General features: G+C 60.4%; 15 protein-coding genes. 4 read left to right on the forward strand and 11 right to left on the reverse strand.

What is annotated here, in order from left to right:
* Window positions 1-4 precede the first annotated feature (4 nt).
* A complete protein-coding gene (locus tag INF32_RS06120) occupies window positions 5-967 on the forward strand; it encodes a glycosyltransferase (protein ID WP_226387475.1) in 963 nt (320 codons plus the stop codon).
* 113 nt (window positions 968-1,080) lie between these two features.
* Here the strand turns inward: INF32_RS06120 and aspA are convergent, their stop codons facing one another.
* The 9 genes from aspA to INF32_RS06165 form a co-directional block, all read right to left on the reverse strand.
* Entirely contained in the window at window positions 1,081-2,514 is a 1,434-nt protein-coding gene (gene aspA, locus INF32_RS06125) for an aspartate ammonia-lyase (RefSeq protein WP_226387476.1), read from the reverse strand.
* A 260-nt stretch (window positions 2,515-2,774) separates the two neighbouring features.
* Window positions 2,775-6,068, reverse strand: coding sequence for a preprotein translocase subunit SecA (secA, locus tag INF32_RS06130; RefSeq protein WP_226387477.1), 3,294 nt, complete (start codon window positions 6,066-6,068; stop codon window positions 2,775-2,777).
* Between the two features lie 67 nt (window positions 6,069-6,135).
* On the reverse strand, window positions 6,136-7,410 hold the full coding sequence (locus INF32_RS06135; RefSeq protein WP_226387478.1) for a DUF2851 family protein: 1,275 nt from the start codon (window positions 7,408-7,410) through the stop codon (window positions 6,136-6,138).
* A 57-nt stretch (window positions 7,411-7,467) separates the two neighbouring features.
* Window positions 7,468-7,794, reverse strand: coding sequence for an iron-sulfur cluster assembly protein (locus tag INF32_RS06140; protein ID WP_226387479.1), 327 nt, complete (start codon window positions 7,792-7,794; stop codon window positions 7,468-7,470).
* Window positions 7,791-8,225, reverse strand: coding sequence for a SufE family protein (locus INF32_RS06145; protein ID WP_226387480.1), 435 nt, complete (start codon window positions 8,223-8,225; stop codon window positions 7,791-7,793). Before INF32_RS06145 ends, INF32_RS06140 begins: the two co-directional genes overlap by 4 nt.
* 7 nt (window positions 8,226-8,232) lie before the next feature.
* Window positions 8,233-9,849 carry an alkaline phosphatase family protein gene (locus tag INF32_RS06150; RefSeq protein WP_226387481.1) on the reverse strand — a complete coding sequence of 539 codons (1,617 nt, stop codon included), beginning with the start codon at window positions 9,847-9,849 and terminating at the stop codon, window positions 8,233-8,235.
* 56 nt (window positions 9,850-9,905) lie between these two features.
* Window positions 9,906-10,232, reverse strand: a complete 327-nt coding sequence (locus tag INF32_RS06155) for a hypothetical protein (protein ID WP_226387482.1) — start codon at window positions 10,230-10,232, stop codon at window positions 9,906-9,908.
* On the reverse strand, window positions 10,225-11,226 hold the full coding sequence (locus INF32_RS06160) for a GSCFA domain-containing protein (RefSeq protein ID WP_226387483.1): 1,002 nt from the start codon (window positions 11,224-11,226) through the stop codon (window positions 10,225-10,227). Before INF32_RS06160 ends, INF32_RS06155 begins: the two co-directional genes overlap by 8 nt.
* Before the next feature lie 10 nt (window positions 11,227-11,236).
* Window positions 11,237-12,523, reverse strand: a complete 1,287-nt coding sequence (locus tag INF32_RS06165) for a DUF4861 domain-containing protein (RefSeq protein WP_226387484.1) — start codon at window positions 12,521-12,523, stop codon at window positions 11,237-11,239.
* A 92-nt stretch (window positions 12,524-12,615) separates the two neighbouring features.
* On the opposite strand from INF32_RS06165, the gene ispE reads away from it, so the two are divergent.
* The 3 genes from ispE to INF32_RS06180 all read left to right on the forward strand — a co-directional run bounded on the left by ispE (window position 12,616) and on the right by INF32_RS06180 (window position 15,451).
* Entirely contained in the window at window positions 12,616-13,446 is an 831-nt protein-coding gene (gene ispE / locus INF32_RS06170; RefSeq protein WP_226387485.1) for a 4-(cytidine 5'-diphospho)-2-C-methyl-D-erythritol kinase, read from the forward strand.
* A gap of 133 nt (window positions 13,447-13,579) precedes the next feature.
* Complete coding sequence (locus INF32_RS06175; RefSeq protein ID WP_226387486.1) at window positions 13,580-15,124, forward strand: acyl-CoA carboxylase subunit beta; 1,545 nt, start codon at window positions 13,580-13,582, stop codon at window positions 15,122-15,124.
* A gap of 12 nt (window positions 15,125-15,136) precedes the next feature.
* Complete coding sequence (locus INF32_RS06180; protein WP_226387487.1) at window positions 15,137-15,451, forward strand: acetyl-CoA carboxylase biotin carboxyl carrier protein subunit; 315 nt, start codon at window positions 15,137-15,139, stop codon at window positions 15,449-15,451.
* 273 nt (window positions 15,452-15,724) lie between these two features.
* Here INF32_RS06180 and tpiA read toward each other — a convergent pair whose 3' ends face one another.
* Together tpiA and lysS are read right to left on the reverse strand one after the other, a co-directional pair.
* Window positions 15,725-16,483 (reverse strand): triose-phosphate isomerase, encoded by a 759-nt coding sequence (gene tpiA, locus INF32_RS06185; protein ID WP_226387488.1) that lies wholly within the window; start codon window positions 16,481-16,483, stop codon window positions 15,725-15,727.
* A gap of 38 nt (window positions 16,484-16,521) precedes the next feature.
* Window positions 16,522-18,249, reverse strand: a complete 1,728-nt coding sequence (gene lysS, locus INF32_RS06190) for a lysine--tRNA ligase (RefSeq protein WP_226388118.1) — start codon at window positions 18,247-18,249, stop codon at window positions 16,522-16,524.
* Window positions 18,250-18,357 lie beyond the last annotated feature (108 nt).

Below are 18,357 nucleotides of genomic sequence, written 5' to 3' on the forward strand. Positions count from 1 at the left end.
GGCCATGTTGTTATCCATCATCGTTCCGCTCTACAACACGGAAAAATATATAGTCAAATGCCTCCGGTCGGCCGCAGACCAGGACATTCCCGCCGAAGACTACGAGATCATCGTGGTCGACGACGGTTCCACGGACCGCTCCGGCGCCCTGGTGCGGGAGATGACCGCCGAACACCGGAACATCATACTCATCCCACAGCCCAATGCCGGCATCGGCACGGCCCGCAACACGGGCCTGGCACAGGCCCGGGGCCGCTATATCCTGTTTCTGGATTCGGACGACTACCTCGAACCGAACACGCTGGGCGGACTGCTCCGCATCATGGAAGAGGAGCGGCTGGAAGTCCTCTGTCTGAACTTCGACCGCGTCACACCCGAAGGCACCCTGCTGGAAAAGGACCCCTATCTGGTCCGGGCGGAACAGAACCCGACCGGACGGATGCGCGGCCGGGATTTCCTGCTGGCCGACCGCTACGTCGTCATGGTCTACTGCTATATCTACCGCCGGGATTTGCTCGAACGTCATTCGCTGCGGATGGTCCGCACCCTGCATGAGGACGAGGAGTTCACTCCCCGGGCGCTTTTCCTCGCGCAAAGTATCCGCTACGTGCCGAAAGTGGTGTATCACTATGTTGCCCGCGAAGGTTCGTGCACCCACAGCGTCCGGTTCCGGAACCGGATCGAGCGGCTGATGACCATGAAGAGCCTGTCGGACTTCGTCACGGAGAAAGTGGAGGCAGGCGACCCGGAAGCTGCAGCACTCCTGCGTGCGAAAATCGGATATTTCGTCCGTTCGGTCTTCCAGGAGTCCCGTGGAAACCGGAAAGAATTGCTGGCACTCCTGCGTTACTGCCGGGAATCGGGCCTGGAACCCCTCTCATCGCCCTTGTCCGGCCACAAGCGGTTCCTGTACAGGCATTGCATGCCGCTGTTCCTGGCCTACTGCCGCTACCGAAAGAAGCTCTGAAACCGGACAACGGACCGGCAAAAAGCACGCCCCTGCCGCTGGTGTTTGCGGCAGGGGCGGAACCGTTTGAAGCGAACCGGCCACACGCGGACCTTATCCGGTTTCTCCGGCTCCTATTTGTGCCAGAACTTCCGGGGTTTTATCATATTCTCGGGACGCAGGACGTTGTCCAATTCCTCCTGGCTCATCAGTTTTTTCTCCAGCACCAGATCATAAATGCCCCGGCCCGTCTTCAGCGCCTCGCGGGCCAGTTCGGTCGAAGTCTCGTAACCCAAGTAAGGATTGAGGGCCGTGACCAGCCCGATACTGTTGTAGACCATGTTGCGGCAGACATCTTCATTGGCCGTGATACCCGCCACGCACTTGTCGCGCAGGGTGTTCATCCCGTTGACCAGCATCTCGATGCTCTCGAAAATCGAATGGACGATGATCGGCTCCATGACGTTGAGCTCCAGCTGTCCGGCTTCGGCGGCGATGGTTACCGTCAGGTCGTTGCCGATCACCCGGAAAGCCACCTGGTTCACCACCTCGGGAATCACGGGGTTCACCTTTCCCGGCATGATCGAAGAGCCCGGCTGCATCGGCGGCAGATTGATTTCGTTAAGCCCCGTACGCGGTCCCGAAGAGAGCAGGCGCAGGTCGTTGCAGATTTTGGATAGCTTGACCGCCAACCGCTTGAGGGCCGAAGAGTTCATGATGAAGGCACCGGTGTCGTTCGTGGCCTCGATCATGTTGCTGGCCGCCACTACGGGCAAGCCCGTGATCTCCCGCAGGTGTTTGATACAAAGGGGCGAATAGTCGGGATCGGCATTGATCCCGGTACCGATGGCCGTGGCGCCCATGTTCACCTCCAGAAAGAGCTTCAGATTCTGTTCCAGCCGATCGACCTCTTCCGAAAGAGTGGCCGCATAGGCCTCGAACTCCTGTCCGAGAGTCATCGGCACGGCATCCTGCAACTGGGTACGTCCCATCTTGATCACCCCCGCGAACTCCACGCCTTTGGCCCGGAATGCCTCCACGAGCCACTTGATCGACCCGACCAGCTTCCCTATGCTGCGGATCAGGGCGATCTTCACCGCCGTGGGATAGGCGTCGTTCGTAGACTGAGAGAGGTTGACATGGTTGTTGGGATGGCAATATTTGTATTCGCCCCGCTCGTGCCCCAGAATTTCCAGCGCCCGGTTGGCAATCACCTCGTTGGCATTCATGTTGGTCGAAGTGCCCGCTCCGCCCTGCACCATGTCCACCACGAAATGGTCGTGCAGCGCCCCGCCCTTGATCTCCTCGCAGGCCGCGATGATCGCCGAGGCGATCGTTCCGTCCAGCTGTCCCAGGTCGCGGTTGGCCATGGCGGCAGCCTCCTTCACGTCGGCCAGCGCCCGGATCAGCTCGGGAAAGAAATAGAGCCGTACGCGGCTGATGTGGAAATTCTCCAGCGCGCGCATGGTCTGGATTCCGAAATAATACTCTTCGGGGACGTTCATGTTCCCGAGCAGGTCATGTTCCTGACGGGTCTTGCCCGAGAGGGGCCGAAGTGTTATATCCATACTAAAAAGAATTAGTTTGTGATAATCTTCTACAAATCTATAAAATTTTGTTACAAATTATCTTCATCCCTCTCTTTTATATCATATATTTTTCCGGACGGACGGAGATGGCCCCTCCGTAAAAACGTTCTCCTATTCCGGCCCGTACCACGAACACACCCCGGCCGCATATCTTCGCAGCCGGGGTGTATTCCGTTCCGGGACCGTCATTCCGTCCCGCTATTTTCCGCCGGGAAATCCCCCGGCACGGAGAGGACGGATCATTCGCCCCGTCCGTGGCAGTTCTTGTACTTCTTGCCGCTGCCGCAGGGACAGGGTTCGTTGCGCCCGACCTTCTTCTCCACGTGGACCGGAGCCGGCTTGCCGCGGTCCTCGGCCCCGGCATTACGGGCGGCTTCCATGCGGGAGGTCTGGAGCTTGCTCATGTCGGTCTTGGGACGCTCCGGCTCGCGGCGCTGCTGCATCGCCTCGCCCGAACTGTCCCGCACGGGGATATATCCCTTGTTGAGCACGGCCAGCACTTCGCGGTTCACCTTGTTCAGCATCTTGCTGAACAGTTCGAACGACTCGAACTTGTAGATCAGGAGCGGGTCCTTCTGCTCGTAGGTGGCGTTCTGCACGCTCTGGCGCAGGTCGTCCATCTCGCGCAGGTGCTCGCGCCAGTTGTCGTCGATCGTGGTGAGCATCACGATCTTGCTGAACACCTTGTAGATCTCGACACAGCCGTTCTCGTAACACTTTTTCAGCTCGACCGGTACGTTGTACCCCAGCGTACCGTTGGTCATCGGCACGTAGATATTCTCATACTGGCCGCCCTGGTTCTCATACACGTTTTTGATGACGGGCATCGCGGTCTCGGCCACGGCCTGCGCCCGGCGGGCATAGGCGGCCTGAAGATCGGCCACAATCCGGTCCGCGAGCTCCTCCTTCCGGGAGTTCTTAAACGTCTCCTCGTCGAACGAGGGCTGCACGGCCACCTGGCGGATCATCTCCAGCGAGAAGTCCTCGAAATCGTCCCCGCCGTAATTCTCCACGAAAGTCTCCGCGAAATCCATCATGATGTTGTTCAGGTCGATCTCTACCCGTTCGCCGTAGAGGGCATGGCGGCGGCGCGTGTAGATCACCTCGCGCTGGGCGTTCATCACGTCGTCGTACTCCAGCAGCCGCTTCCGGATACCGAAGTTGTTCTCCTCCACCTTGCGCTGGGCGCGCTCGATGGCCTTCGACATCATGCCGGCCTGGATCACCTCACCCTCCTTGAGTCCCATGCGGTCCATCAGCCCGGCAATACGCTCCGAACCGAACAGACGCATCAGGTTATCCTCCAGCGAGACGAAGAACTGCGACGAACCGGGGTCTCCCTGACGTCCGGCACGGCCGCGCAACTGGCGGTCCACGCGGCGCGATTCATGGCGTTCGGTACCCACGATGGCCAAACCTCCGGCAGCCTTCACCTCCGGAGTCAGCTTGATATCGGTACCGCGGCCGGCCATATTGGTGGCGATGGTCACCTGGCCCGTGCGCCCGGCTTCAGCCACCACTTGGGCCTCCAGCTGGTGCTGCTTGGCATTCAACACGTTATGCTTGATACCGCGCAGTTTCAGCATGCGGCTCAACAGTTCGGAAATCTCGACCGAGGTGGTACCCACCAGCACGGGACGCCCCTCGCCCACCAGTTTCACGATCTCCTCGATCACGGCGTTGTACTTCTCGCGCTTGGTCTTGTAGATCAGGTCGTCGCGGTCGTCGCGGATCACCGGTTTGTTGGTCGGGATCACCACCACGTCCAGTTTGTAGATGCTCCAGAACTCGGATGCCTCCGTTTCGGCCGTACCGGTCATACCGGCCAGCTTGTGGTACATACGGAAATAGTTCTGGAGGGTGATCGTGGCAAAAGTCTGCGTAGCGGCCTCGACCTTCACGCGCTCCTTGGCTTCGATGGCCTGGTGCAGCCCCTCCGAATAACGGCGGCCTTCGAGGATACGGCCCGTCTGCTCGTCCACGATCTTCACCTTGTTGTCCATCACCACGTACTCCACGTCGCGCTCGAACATGCCGTATGCCTTGAGCAACTGGTTGACGGTGTGCACCCGTTCGCTCTTGACGGCATAGTCGTTGACGATCTCGTCCTTCTTGCGGGCCTTCTCCTCGGCCGTCAGACCGGACTTCTCCAGATCGGCGATCATGGCTCCCACGTCGGGCAGCACGAAGAACTTGTCCTCGCCCACGGCCTTCGAAAGCACGTCGTGTCCCTTGTCGGTCAGCTCCACGGAGTTGAGTTTCTCGTCGATCACGAAGAAGAGGTCGTCCACGATCTCCGGCATACGGCGGTTGTTGTCCTGCATGTAGACATTCTCCGTCTTCTGCATGAGCGCCTTCACGCCCTGCTCGCTGAGGAACTTGATGAGCGGTTTGTATTTGGGAAGCCCCTTGTGGGCCCGGTAGAGCAGCACGCCGCCCTCCTCGTTCTTCCCTTCGCCGATCAGGCGGCGGGCATCGGCCAGAAGCTGGGTCACCAGGTTCTTCTGCATGTTGTAGAGCTGTTCGATGGGGGCGCGGTACTGCTCGAACATCTGGTCGTCGCCCTTGGGCACCGGACCGGAGATGATGAGCGGCGTCCGCGCATCGTCGATCAGCACGGAGTCTACCTCGTCGACGATGGCGAAATGGTGCTTGCGCTGCACGAGGTCCTCGGCCGAAATGGCCATGTTGTCGCGCAGGTAGTCGAAACCGTACTCGTTATTCGTACCGAAGGTGATATCGGCCATGTATGCCTTGCGACGCGCTTCCGAGTTGGGTTCGTGGCGGTCGATGCAATCCACCGACAGACCGTGGAACTCGTACATCGGCCCCATCCACTCGCTGTCGCGCCGTGCCAGGTAGTCGTTCACCGTCACCACGTGCACACCCTTGCGGGCCAGTGCATTGAGAAACACGGGCAGCGTAGCCACGAGGGTCTTTCCCTCACCCGTGGCCATCTCGGCGATCTTTCCCTTATGGAGCACCACGCCGCCGAAAAGCTGACAGTCGTAGTGCACCATATCCCAGGTGATCGGGCTGCCGCCGGCATTCCACGTGTGGCTGTACACGGCCTTGTCGCCCTCGATCCGCACGAAATCCTTCGTGGCGGCCAGTTCGCGGTCGAAATCGTTGGCCGTCACCACCACCTCCTCGTTCTCCTTGAAACGGCGGGCCGTGTCCTTCATGATGGCGAACGCCTCGGGCAGAATTTCCTCCAGCTTCACCTCGATATCCTCGTCGATCTTCTTGGTCAGGCGGTCCACCTCCTTCGAGATGCGCTCCTTATCCTCGAGCGAGGTGTCGGCATGTTCCAGCTCGGCCTTGAGCTCCACGATCTTCTCCTCGTCGGGGCGGATATACTCCGCAATAGCCCTCTTCAGCGCCTCCGAGCGTTCGCGGAGCTCGTCGTTGGAGAGCTTCTCAATGGAGGGGTAGACGGCCTTGATCTTCTCCACGTAGGGTTCGATCTCCTTGCGGTCCTTGTCGCTCTTGGTGCCGAAGAAGAGCTTTATCAATCCTGATAAAATGTCCATAATGTATGCTTACTTTAAATTTTTTCGGTTAAGAAGGTGTAAATATACGATTTTTCCGGGAACATACCTATGCGAAACGCCGTTTTATTAGATATTTACCCAATCCGCATTCGGCGCACCGTTTCTGCCCGCAGTACAGACGGGTCAGCTCCAGCATGGCCTGCGAGTCGAAGGCGTTCCCTATCTCCACACCGCACGCCTGCCACCCGGCGACGATCCGGTTCCTCTCGCAGGGAGTCTGTTCCAGCAGGGCGATGGCCGCCTCGCGCAGCCGGTCGTCATCCCGGCTGTTGGCATAGGCGAACTGGAGCACGCTCACCAGATTGATCCCGAGCAGGTTGGCCTTTTCCGTCCCGATCCGTTTGGGCGTGAACGCCGAACGGCGCGAAGGGGTGAAGTGGGTGGTCCAGTACCCGGATGCCTCGGCACTGAAGAGGCGCTGCACGTCCTGCGGCGTACGGCAGGCAAGCAGGTTGTCGAACACGAACTCCTTCGCGGTCAGGAAAGCAGCCATCTGCACGATCCGGAGCACCGGGGCATTGTAGGGTTGTATACCGCCCAGTTTCCAGGCGATCGGCCGCATCGGAACGATTCCGTACTTGCGCCGCAGGTACTCGAACTCTTTCCGCAGATGTAGGATATAATCGTCCTCGCTGCGGGTTTCGAGCAGTCCCGAACCGCCCAGCAGCAGGGCTTCGACCGAAAAGAGCGAGCCCCGCTCGCGTGAGACCGCAGTGTAAGGCACCGTACGGGCCAGACGCGTGAACGCCTCCTTGTTCCGGTTGTCTCCCATCGCACGGAAGAGCATCACATAAAGCGTTTCGTTCCAGTTCTCCCCGCCCCCGGCATGAATCTCCATCAGTTCGCAGCTCTTGCGGTGGAGGCGTTCGACCTGCAGCCGGGTCATCAGCGACAGACGCTTGAAACCGTCCATCCGCGCGATCTCCTCCCCGCACCGGCAACTGCCCGCCCGGGAAAGCAACTCACCGTAAACCTCCAGAACGGACTCCTCCACGGCCATCACCGCCTGGGGCAGCGGATCGCCGCCCGCACGGCAGACGGGCACGGAAGGAGCGGCCACCACCTGAAGCACCGCCCGGTCGGCAACCGCGCGAAGCCGAGGGTTGCGATCCCCTCCGCACTCTCCCACCAACACGTCTCCGCGACATACGGCACCCTCCAGCACGATCTGGGCTCCGGTGAAAGAGCCCGTCACATCGTCCGGATCGCCCGGGGAAACGACCTCGATACGTCCCCCGTCGACAAGGTTCAGCCTCTCCGGACGATAGAGCCGTTCGCCCCACACCAGACGGAGCAGCCGATTGTCTGCGTTAGGTTTCATGTTCGTCGGGTTTTAGAGTCAGACAACGATGCGTCCCCACCCCGGGAACGCCGGAAATCACAGCATGCCCAGTTCGAGCAGCGCCTCCTCCGAAATCATGTTCCGGTCCCAGGGGGGATCGAACGTCAGTACGACATTCACCTCGGTCACGCCTTTCACTTTGGCCACGTTGTTGTTCACGTCCTCCACCAGCTGGTCCGCCATGGGACAGTTCGGGGCGGTGAGCGTCATGCGGATGTTCACCACGCCGCCCGGCTCCACGTCGATTTCGTACACCAGTCCCAAGTCGTAGATATTGACCGGGATTTCCGGGTCGTAAATGTTTTTCAGCGTGAGGATAATATCCTGCTCCATGCGCAGGATTTCCTGCGGAGTGGTCGTCATGCCGCGCCTCCTTCCTCCCTGGCGGCGAACGCCACGGCGTACATCTTCATCTGCCGGATCATGGCCAGCAACCCGTTGGAGCGGGTCGGGGAGAGGTTCTCCGAAAGGCCGATCCGGTCGATGAAATAGAGTTCCGTGTCGATGATCTCCTGCGGCGTGCGTCCGTTGAGCACTTTGATGAGCAGGGCGATGATCCCCTTGGTGATGATCGCGTCGCTGTCGGCGGCGAAGTACACCCGGCCGTCGCGCAGCTCGGCATCCACCCACACCCTCGACTGGCACCCCTTGATAAGGTACTGTTCGGTGCGGTGCCGTTCGTCGATCGCGGGGAGCTCGCGGCTCAGTTCGATCAGATAATTGTATTTGTCCAGCCACTCGTCGAAGACGGAGAAATCGTCTATGATCTGTTCCTGTACGTGATCTGTCGTCATGGCAAATTTACTCTTCAAGTAGTGATACAAGCGCTTCGATGGGTTTGCCCTCGGAAGCTACGGGTCTCGTGATTCGCAGGATACGTGCCAAAGTGGGCGCCACGTCCCGCATATCGGCGGGTGCCCGCACCCGGCAGGCGGGAATACCGGCTCCCAGCCACATCAGCGGCACATGGGTGTCGTAGTCGTAGAGCGAACCCGACAGGGCCCGCGCCTGTTCGTCCTCTTCGATCCATCCCGGCATCAGATTGATGAGCACATCGCCCGAGCGCTTGGGATAGAAACTGTTCTGCATCCGCTTGCCGTACCCCTCGGCGAACGACCCGCCGCTCAGCGCGGTGGCCGTCAGCGCATGGGAGACGCCCCGGAACTGGAGAGCGAAGGCCGCCGTGCGGTTCTGCACCTCCTCCAGCGAAAGGTTCTGGCTGTAAATCAGCGTCCGGTTCAGGTAGAGCTGCCGGTCGCGGTATCCCACGACCCACTCGCCCGATCCGTATTGGGCACACAGGAAGCCGTTCACGATCACCCGGAACTGCGCCGCGTTGAACCGCTCCCGGGGACGGGCCCCGGCGTCGAACGGATCGCTGACCCCGTGATCGGACGTCAGCACGACCAACACATCCTTTTCCGGCACCTGCGCGTAAATAAAATCGAGCAGGTCGGCCAGTTCGGTGTCCATGCGGTAGAGCATGTCCTCCCGTTCCATCGACCCGCCTCCGAAAGCGCTGCCGATATATCGGGGCGTATCGAAACAGATATTGAGCAGGTCGGCGTGTTCGTCCTTGCCCAGGTCCTCGTAGATGACCGCCTGCTTGGCGAAATCCTTCACCAGCGTGATACCGGCCGGTGTATGGGGAATCCGGGCATAGTCGCGGGATATCTCTTTCCTGCGCAGGAAGCCCAGCGCCGCGATCTTTCTGAAACGGCTCTCGGGTTCGAAGTCGATCACCGAATAGCTCTCATTGCGATAGCTCTCCCGGTGGTTGAGCAATTTCCACTCGTAGTCCAGATAGGTATCGGCCAGCCGCTGCCCGTTGTAGCGGACGACCCAGTCGGGCAGCGTCCGCATATAGGCGGTCGAGGATATCCAGGTGCAGCGGGTGGTGTCCATCCAGTAGACGTCGGAGGTCTGTCCTCCCATCACCACGGCCGACACGGGATCAGACGCGACGGTCACCACCTTGCTGCGGGGGCTCTCCTCCTTCAGCCGGTCGCCCAGCGTGGGCACCACCACATGAAGGGGGGAATAGCGCCCCACTCCGGCATCGCACTCCAGTCCGGAGACGGAGGGATCGTCGGCCAGCGAGACCGGCTTGTTGTTCACGTAGTCGTACCACCCCGCATTCACCACTCCGTGCGCCGAGGGATTGGCCCCCGTGGTAAGGGTGGCCAGACCGGCCGGCGTGGTGGTCTGCATATAGTCGTATTCGCTCTCGGTAAAGGTCATGCCCTCCCGCAGAAAACGGTTGAAACCGCCCTCGGTGAACTTGTCCCCGTAACGAACCAGATCGTCGTAGCGCAACTGGCTGACCACGACGTTGACCACCAGCCGGGGCTTGCGGACACCCTGGGCCGAAGCGCCTACGGTGATTATCGAGAGGAAAAAGAGGGAAATCGCACGCATGGATGACAGACATTAACCGCGCAAAGGTAGCAAAAACTATCGTCTTTTTACCATTTTTATTTCGTTTTGCCGCATTTTCGGAGCAACCACCAGCGTCTGAGCCAGAAACCGTAGAGCAGCCACAGAGGAACGATCCCCAGCGCCAGCAGCGGCAGCGAAAGGGAGGAGAGGAGCCACGCGCCGAGATTGACCGTCACCAGCGCCAGCGAAAGGGCCAGCCCGAAGAGCGACGCCCCCGTTTTGTAGCCCGTTTTGAAGACCCTGCGGCACTCCGGACAGCGGAATACCCGCTCCACGCCCGCGCACCACGACCCCGGCAGGCGCACCTGAGCCCCGCATCCCGGGCAGGGAAAAGTCCGTTTCAGCGAAAAGAAGTTACTCACGGAACCGCTCCATTTCGGCGCTCATGTCCACCGGGGGACACTCCTGCATCAGCAGACGCGCCTGTTCGTAATAAGTGTGCCGGAAGCGGCGGGCAGCCTCCGTGTCCGGCCGCAGCGGACGGTGGGCGGCCGCCCGGACGATCTCCCCGATCCGGTCGGCCAGCGCACGTGCGGCGGGAGAGAGGGCCGCCTCCCGAAAGAGCTGCCAGACATATTCGGCCGCCGTCTCCGACGGATGCACCATGTCGGCGGCATAGAACCGGTAGTCCCGCAGATCGTCCGTCAGGATTTCGTAGGCCGGGAAATAGACCGTATCGGGATAACGCTCCGTCAGCTCGTGAACGGCCACGAGCAGCATGGCCTTGCTCAGCGCGTTTTCCGCCAGCCCGTCCTTCAGGTGACGGACCGGACTCACCGTAAAGATCACCTTCTTTCCGCCCAGGCAGCCGCCGGAAGCACGGCCGTCTTCCCCCTCCGGCGCCTTTTCGAGCAGAGGTGCGAAGGCCTCCACGACCTCCCGCACCGAAAGCCGGCGGCGGACAAACTCCGAGGCGGGGAAACGGTGGCAGTTGGCCACGACGGCTCCGTCCGCCTTCCGTTCGTACACCCAGGCCGTTCCCAGCGTGACGATCACGTAGCCGGCACCGTGCAACGCCTCTTCTCCGGCTGCCGAAGCACGGGCGATCCGCTCCAGCACCACGTCCGGATCGGGATCGGAAAAACTGCCGTGATGGTCGAAGCTGACCCAAAGCTCCCCGTTGCGCACCAGATCGGCCCTGCCGTAGCGGCGTCCTCCGGCCAGCGACCGGAACATGCCCGCCACCGAGAGCGGATTGTACAGCACGCCGAACGGATTGCACACGACGGGGAATTTCGCCCGGGCCAGCCGCCCGGCGATCTCCTCGGCGAAGCAGGAACCCACGGCCAGCCCCGGAACCGAATGGTCGATTCCGAAACCGAACGCGGGAATCCGTATCGGGGTGCGGAACTCCATCGTATGCGCGCTATTCGGTCAGTTCGCGGGGCAGTTCCTCGGCCACGAAAGCGCGTTCGCGCGTAATGCCGTCGGCGGCCGTCACCATCTTCATGCGGCCCACGCCGATCCGGGCGGGCCGGGTCCCGGCCCACGCCTTCACGTAATCGAAAAACTGTTCCGCGCTCTTATATCCGAAACTCTCCTTCTCGGCGGCCACCGTCATGCGGTAGTCGATCCGGCCCCGCGCGTCGGGACGGAGCAGGTAGAGATAGTTGACCTTGTCGTCACGGCGCTCCTTGATGTACTCCGGAGCGATGGCCACGGCCAGCCCGCAGGTCTGTTTGGGGTATTTCACGGTGTCGTTCACCGGATAGTCCGTTCCCCACACGGCGGCGACGCCCCGATCGTCCACATAAGAGGTGTGCTCGGCCATCTTCATCACGCCCGTGCAGAACACGAGGTTCCGCAGGTCGCCCCCGAGCGTGTTCTGCACCTGGGCATCGCGGTGCCCGGCCCAAAGAATGTACCGGGAGTTCATATCAATGTCGCGGCCGTTGTATTTCCAGCCCTTCACCTGCATATCCACCACCGTGCGCACGGGACCTTTGGCCAGAATCCGCGCCTGACGCTCGGTCATCGGGGCGATATGGATCGCCTGCTGCCCGATGTTGTCCCAGCCCTTGAGGGCACCCACGCCCACGCTGCCGAAAACGCGGATGATGTCGTCGCCCATCCCCCGGGCCAGTTGCTCGTCGGTGGGGTACCACATGGTTTCGGCCAGCTCCAGTCCCTTGTTCTTTTTACCGTATATATCTATCGTCTGCTTCTTGTCGAAGTAGATGCGGTAAGCGATCATGTCCGACTCGAACGCCGGACCGTGGTGATGCAGCCTATTGTACATGTTGTCCTCGGTGGCCGTCACCACATCCGTAGCCGTCAACTCCCTGGTCCCGGGGTCCTTCAGAAACATCTGGGCATGCACCCGCGAAGGATAGCGGTCGGCGGAGACGCTCCTGTCCGAATAGACGATCTTCAGCTCCTTCTGTTCGCGGGGCTCCAGATCGACCACGAAAGCCAGCTCCTCGGCCCGTCCGTCGCGGTCGAGATCGTCCATCTGAGAGGGAATCTCCTTCCCGTCCGCATAGACCGTGGCCGACTTCACCCACGAAGCCGAAACGGGAATCACCACCGGCTCGTCCTTGCGGGGCTCACTGTCGGGATTGGTCACCACATAGTTCACCTTCACGTTCTTCGCGGAAACCGCACCCACCAGCAGCAGCGACACGGCCCATATACACGTTTTGCTGAAATTCATAGATTCGTCCGTTTTTTTGAAAGATAACGGTCAAAGGTACGAATTTATTCTCGAATATCACTACCTTTGGACTTCACTCATGCGCACACGCCATGCTCTTTTTCGCCAACTGTAAAATCAACATAGGGCTCGACATCCTCGCCCGGCGGCCGGACGGTTACCACGACATCGAAACGCTGATGCTCCCCGTGCGCGGGCTCTGCGACGCCGTGGAGGCGCTCCCCGCGGAACGGGACGCCTTCTCCTGCGCGGGCCTCGCCGTAGATTGCCCGCCCGAAAGGAACCTCTGCCTGAAGGCGCTCCGCCTCGTGCGGGAACGGCATGCCGTCGGCCCCGTATCGCTCCACCTGCTCAAGGCTGTCCCGTTCGGGGCGGGACTGGGAGGCGGATCGTCCGACGCAGCCTTCACGATCCGGCTGCTCGACGCACTCTTCTCGCTGGAACTTTCCGACGAAGAAATGGAATCGCTGGCGGCCCGGCTGGGAAGCGACACGGCCTTCTTCATCCGCAACCGGCCGGCCCTGGCCTCGGGCCGGGGCGAAATCCTCACTCCGTGGACGGAGGACGGATCGGTTCCCGAACCCTTGCGCGGCAAATACCTGGCCATTGTCAAACCCCCGTTCGGCGTAGGCACGGCCGAAGCCTACCGGGACGTGCGGCCCTCCGTGCCGGAAACTCCGCTGCGCGAACGGCTGGCCGCCCCGCTGCACAGGTGGAGGGAGACGGTGGTCAACGCCTTCGAGCCCTCCGTGTTCGCCCTCTATCCGCAGTTGGCGCAGATCAAACGCGGCCTTTACGATGCGGGCGCCGTATACGCCTCCCTCTCGGGCTCGGGCTCGGCCTTGTACGGCATTTTCGAAAACGAGGTTCCCCGGGCGGCCTTCCCCAATAAATGTTTTGTATACCAGGAACTTATCCGGTAGTCGGACACGATTCGGGACGGAAAATGCTCCGATTTGGAAAATAATTCGTAAACTTGCAACGGAACTTTCCCGTCCCCCGGGGCGGGAAAGGAAAATTAACGGACTCAATTCTAACCACTTAAATAGGATTCTTATGTCAGAAGACAAAAAGGTTCTCGACCTCGAGCAGCGTAAACAGAAGATTTTCTGCGGAGGCGGAACGAAGGCCATCGAGAAGCAGAAGGCCATGGGTAAGCTCACGGCCCGCGAGCGAATCATCGCCCTGTTGGACAAAGACACCTTCCAGGAGTACGACATTTTCGTCAAGCACGACAACATCGACTTCGGAATGCAGGACAAAGACCTGCCCGGCGACGGTGTTATTATAGGTACGGGCGCCATCTGCGGATCGCCCGTGGCCGTTTTCGCACAGGACTTCACCGTGGCCGGCGGCTCGCTCGGCTTCATGCACGCCCGCAAGATCACCAAGATCATGGACTACGCGCTGAACATGCGCATTCCGCTGATCGGCATCAACGACTCGGGCGGCGCCCGCATCCAGGAGGGAGTGAACGCCCTGGCCGGATACGGCGAAATCTTCTTCCGCAACACCCTCTCGAGCGGCGTGATTCCCCAGATTTCGGTGATCCTCGGCCCCTGCGCCGGCGGTGCCGTCTACTCGCCCGCCCTCACCGACTTCGTCTTCGTGGTGGAGAACATTTCGAAAATGTTCATCACGGGCCCGGCCGTCATCAAGACCGTGCTCGGCGAGGAGATTTCCGACGAAGAGCTCGGAGGCGCCCGCGTACATGCCGAGCAGACGGGTAACGCACACTTCTTCGCCCACAGCGAGGACGAGTGCTTCGAGCAGATCCGCACGCTCATCAGCATGCTGCCCGCCAACAACACCCAGAAAGCCGAAAAGGTAGCCCCTGCCGAACCGCTGGCCAAATACAAGATCGAAGAGGTCGTTCCGGCCGATCCGTCGCAGCCCTACGACGTGCGCGACGTGATCCGTTCGATTGTGGACGACAGCGAATTCATGGAGGTGATGGAGTTCTTCGCCGCCAACATCGTGGTCGGCTTCGCCCGGATCAACGGCGAGACCGTGGGCTTCGTGGCCAACCAGCCGCTGGTACTGGCCGGCGTGCTCGACTGCGACTCGTCGGACAAGGCCGCCCGCTTCATCCGTTTCTGCGACGCATTCAACATTCCGATCGTCACCCTCGAAGACCTGCCGGGCTACCTGCCGGGCATCGACCAGGAACATGCCGGCGTGATCCGCCACGGAGCCAAAATGCTCTACGCTTACAGCGAGAGTACGGTGGCCAAGATCACGATCATCATGCGCAAGGCCTACGGCGGCGGTTACATCGCCATGGGTTCGCGCCACCTGCGTTCGGACTTCGTCTTCGCATGGCCGCAGGCCGAAATCGCCGTGATGGGCGCCGAGGGCGCCGCCAACATCATCTTCCGCAAGGAGATCATGGACGCCGAGGACCCGAAGGAGATGCGCAAGCTCAAAATCCAGGAGTACCGCGAGAAGTTCGCCAACCCCTACGTAGCCGCTTCGAAGGGTTATATCGACGCCGTGATCGCCCCGGCCGAAACCCGTAAATTCATCGTGGAGGCCCTCAAGGTCGCCGCAACCAAAAACGTGGGCCGTCCCAAGAAAAAACACGGTCTGCCCCCGTTCTAAACCGCCGAAGCCATGTCAGAGAAGAACTACGAAGTACTTTCGACCGAAAGCGGCGAGTTCCGGACGACCTTCAACAAGGCCTATCTGAACCGGAAAAAATGGGAGCCGGCCAATCCCCGGCACATTCTTTCGTTCATGCCGGGTTCGGTGGTGGAATACCGCGTGAAGGTGGGCGACAAGGTGCGCAAGGGCGACTGCCTGATGACCTTCCGGGCCATGAAGATGAATAACAACGTGCTCTCCCCGATCGACGGGGTGGTGAAGAAGATCGACGCGGAAGTCGGGGCCAACGTACCCAAGGACACGCTGCTGATCGAATTCGAATAGGCACAGTCTCCGTGATAAGAAACCGCTTCTTTCCGAAGCGGTTTTTTTTGCTCGCTCCCCCCCCGGGACGGGGAGATGCCAACCCCGGACCGTCCGGCAATCAACCGCCGCATTCGCGGAAAACCCTTCCCGACGACCAGCATCCACACATCCACAACCCCTCCCGCATGACCTGTCCCGCCAAACACCTCTCCAGAAAAGGTTCCCCAAAGAAAAAAGCGAGGGGCCGTCCGTTACCGGACGGCCCCTCGCTTATCTTTTCGGAATATCCGACTATTTCGCAAATCCCTTGCCGATAGCCAGAAAATCGGCAGCTACCAGCGATGCGCCCCCGATCAGACCGCCGTCCACATCGGGTTTGGCGAACAGTTCGGCGGCATTCGACGGCTTGCAGCTGCCTCCGTAGAGGATCGGAGTCTGCTCGGCCGCGGCACCGAATTTCTTGCGGAGCACTTCGCGGATATGCGCATGAATCTCCTGTGCCTGCTCGGCCGTGGCGGTTTTACCCGTACCGATGGCCCACACGGGCTCGTAGGCGACAATCACGTTGGCGAACTGCTCGGGCGTGAGGTTGTAAACCACCTCCTCGATCTGGGCCGTCACCACGTCCAGATGCTTGCCGGCCTCGCGCTCGGCCAGATTTTCGCCCACGCAATAGATCGGCCGGAGGCCGTTGGCCAGCGCCAGCGCCATCTTCTTGTTGAGCGTAGCGCTCGTCTCACCGTAATACTGGCGACGCTCCGAATGGCCGAGGATCACGTATTCCACACCCAGCGAAGCGATCATGGCGGCCGAAACCTCGCCGGTATAGGCCCCTTTGGCCTCGTCGGCACAGTTCTGGGCCGACACGGCGATACCGGTTCCGCGGGTCGCTTTAACCACCTCCGACAGGTGGGTGAAGGGAGGGGCTACGATAAAGTCCACGCACGGGCACACCTCGCCTTTGCCGGCGGCCACGGCTTTCGCCAGTTCCACGCCTTCGACGGGCGTGGTGTTCATCTTCCAGTTTCCTGCAACGATTTTCCTTCTCATAATCTTTCGTTATTTTGATTCGATATTGTTCGTTCCGGTCATTTCTGCTCCACCCAGGCCTTCACTTCATCCGGCGTCGGATTTTTCAGCCCCAGTTTATTCTTTTTGTTGAACCCGCACAGGTCATTGAACAACTTGCCGGGAGCAGGCTTGGAGAGCGACTCGACCGTCACGTACCCCATCTTCTGCAGGACGGGGACCCACTCCGCCGGAATCCCCGCGGCCACGTACTTCTCCTCGGCATCCTTCACGGCCGCCTTCTCCGGACGCATCTGCGGGAAGAAAAGCACATCCTGGACCGAGGGCTGGTCAGTCATGAACATAGTCAGCCGGTCGATACCGATTCCCATGCCCGAACAGGTCGGCATCCCGTACTCCAGGGCACGCACGAAATCCATGTCGATGAACATCGCCTCGTCGTCACCCTTTTCGCTCAGCCGCAACTGCTCCTGGAAACGCTCCAGCTGGTCGATCGGGTCGTTCAACTCCGAATAGGCGTTGCAGAGCTCCTTCCCGTTCACGAAAAGTTCGAACCGCTCGGTCAGTTCCGGATTGCCGCGGTGGCGCTTGCACAGGGGCGACATCTCGATCGGATAGTCCGTCACGAAGGTCGGCTGCACCAGATCGTCCTCGCAGAACTGCCCGAAAATGGCGTCGATCAGCTTGCCCTTGCCCATCGTTTCGTCTGTCTCGACGTTCAGCTTCCTGCAGGCCTCGCGCAACTCCTCCTCGTTCTTGCCCGTAATGTCGAAACCGGTCTTCTCCCGGATGGCGTCGGTCATGGTCACCCGGCGGAACGGACGGGCGAAACTGATCGCCCGGCCGCCGATCGTCAGCTCGGTCGTACCGTTGACGGCCATGGCCACCCGCTCGAGCATCTCCTCCACGAAGTTCATCATCCAGACATAGTCCTTATAGGCGATGTAAATCTCCATCACCGTGAACTCCGGATTGTGCGTACGGTCCATGCCCTCGTTACGGAAATCCTTGCCGAACTCGTACACCCCGTCGAAACCGCCCACGATCAGCCGCTTGAGGTACAGTTCGTTGGCGATACGCAGATAGAGCGGTATGTCGAGCGTATTGTGGTGCGTGATGAACGGACGGGCCGACGCGCCGCCCGGAATGGGCTGGAGAATCGGAGTCTCCACCTCCAGATAGCCCCGCGCATTGAAGAACTCGCGCATGGTGGAGATGATTCTGGCACGTTTCACGAAAACCTCCCTCACCTGGGGATTCACGACCAGATCGACATAGCGCTGGCGGTAGCGCATCTCCGGATCGGTGAAGGCATCGAACGTCTGCCCCTCCTTCTCCTTGACGATGGGCAGCGGACGCACCGACTTGCTCAGCAGACGGAACTCGCGGCAGTGGACGGACAGTTCGCCCGTCTTGGTGATGAACGCAAACCCGCGTACCCCCACGATGTCGCCGATGTCGAGCAGTTTTTTGAAGACCTTGTTGTACATCGTACTCTCGGGATCGCCATCGCACACGTCGTCGCGGCGGATATAGACCTGGATGCGGCCCGTATGGTCCTGCAACTCGAAAAACGAAGCGCTGCCCATGATACGGCGGCTCATGATGCGGCCGGCCAGCGTCACGTCGGCGAAGTTGCCCTGTTCGGGATCGAAGCCGGCGGCTATTTCGGCGGCCGTGGCCGTCACTTTCCACTCCGCTGCGGGATAGGGGTCGATTCCCAGCTCACGCAACTGAGCGAGGGAGTTCCGGCGGATTTGTTCCTGTTCGCTAAGTTCTGCCATAATCTTACCTGATAGTTCGGTGGTTGATACAAGGGACAAATGTACGAAATTTGCCCGAATTTTTAAATTAATTTACTATATTTGAGAGTCGGCATCCGAAAAATGAACGCA

The sequence above is a fragment of the Gallalistipes aquisgranensis genome (genome assembly GCF_014982715.1).
GTDB classification, from domain to species: domain Bacteria; phylum Bacteroidota; class Bacteroidia; order Bacteroidales; family Rikenellaceae; genus Gallalistipes; species Gallalistipes aquisgranensis.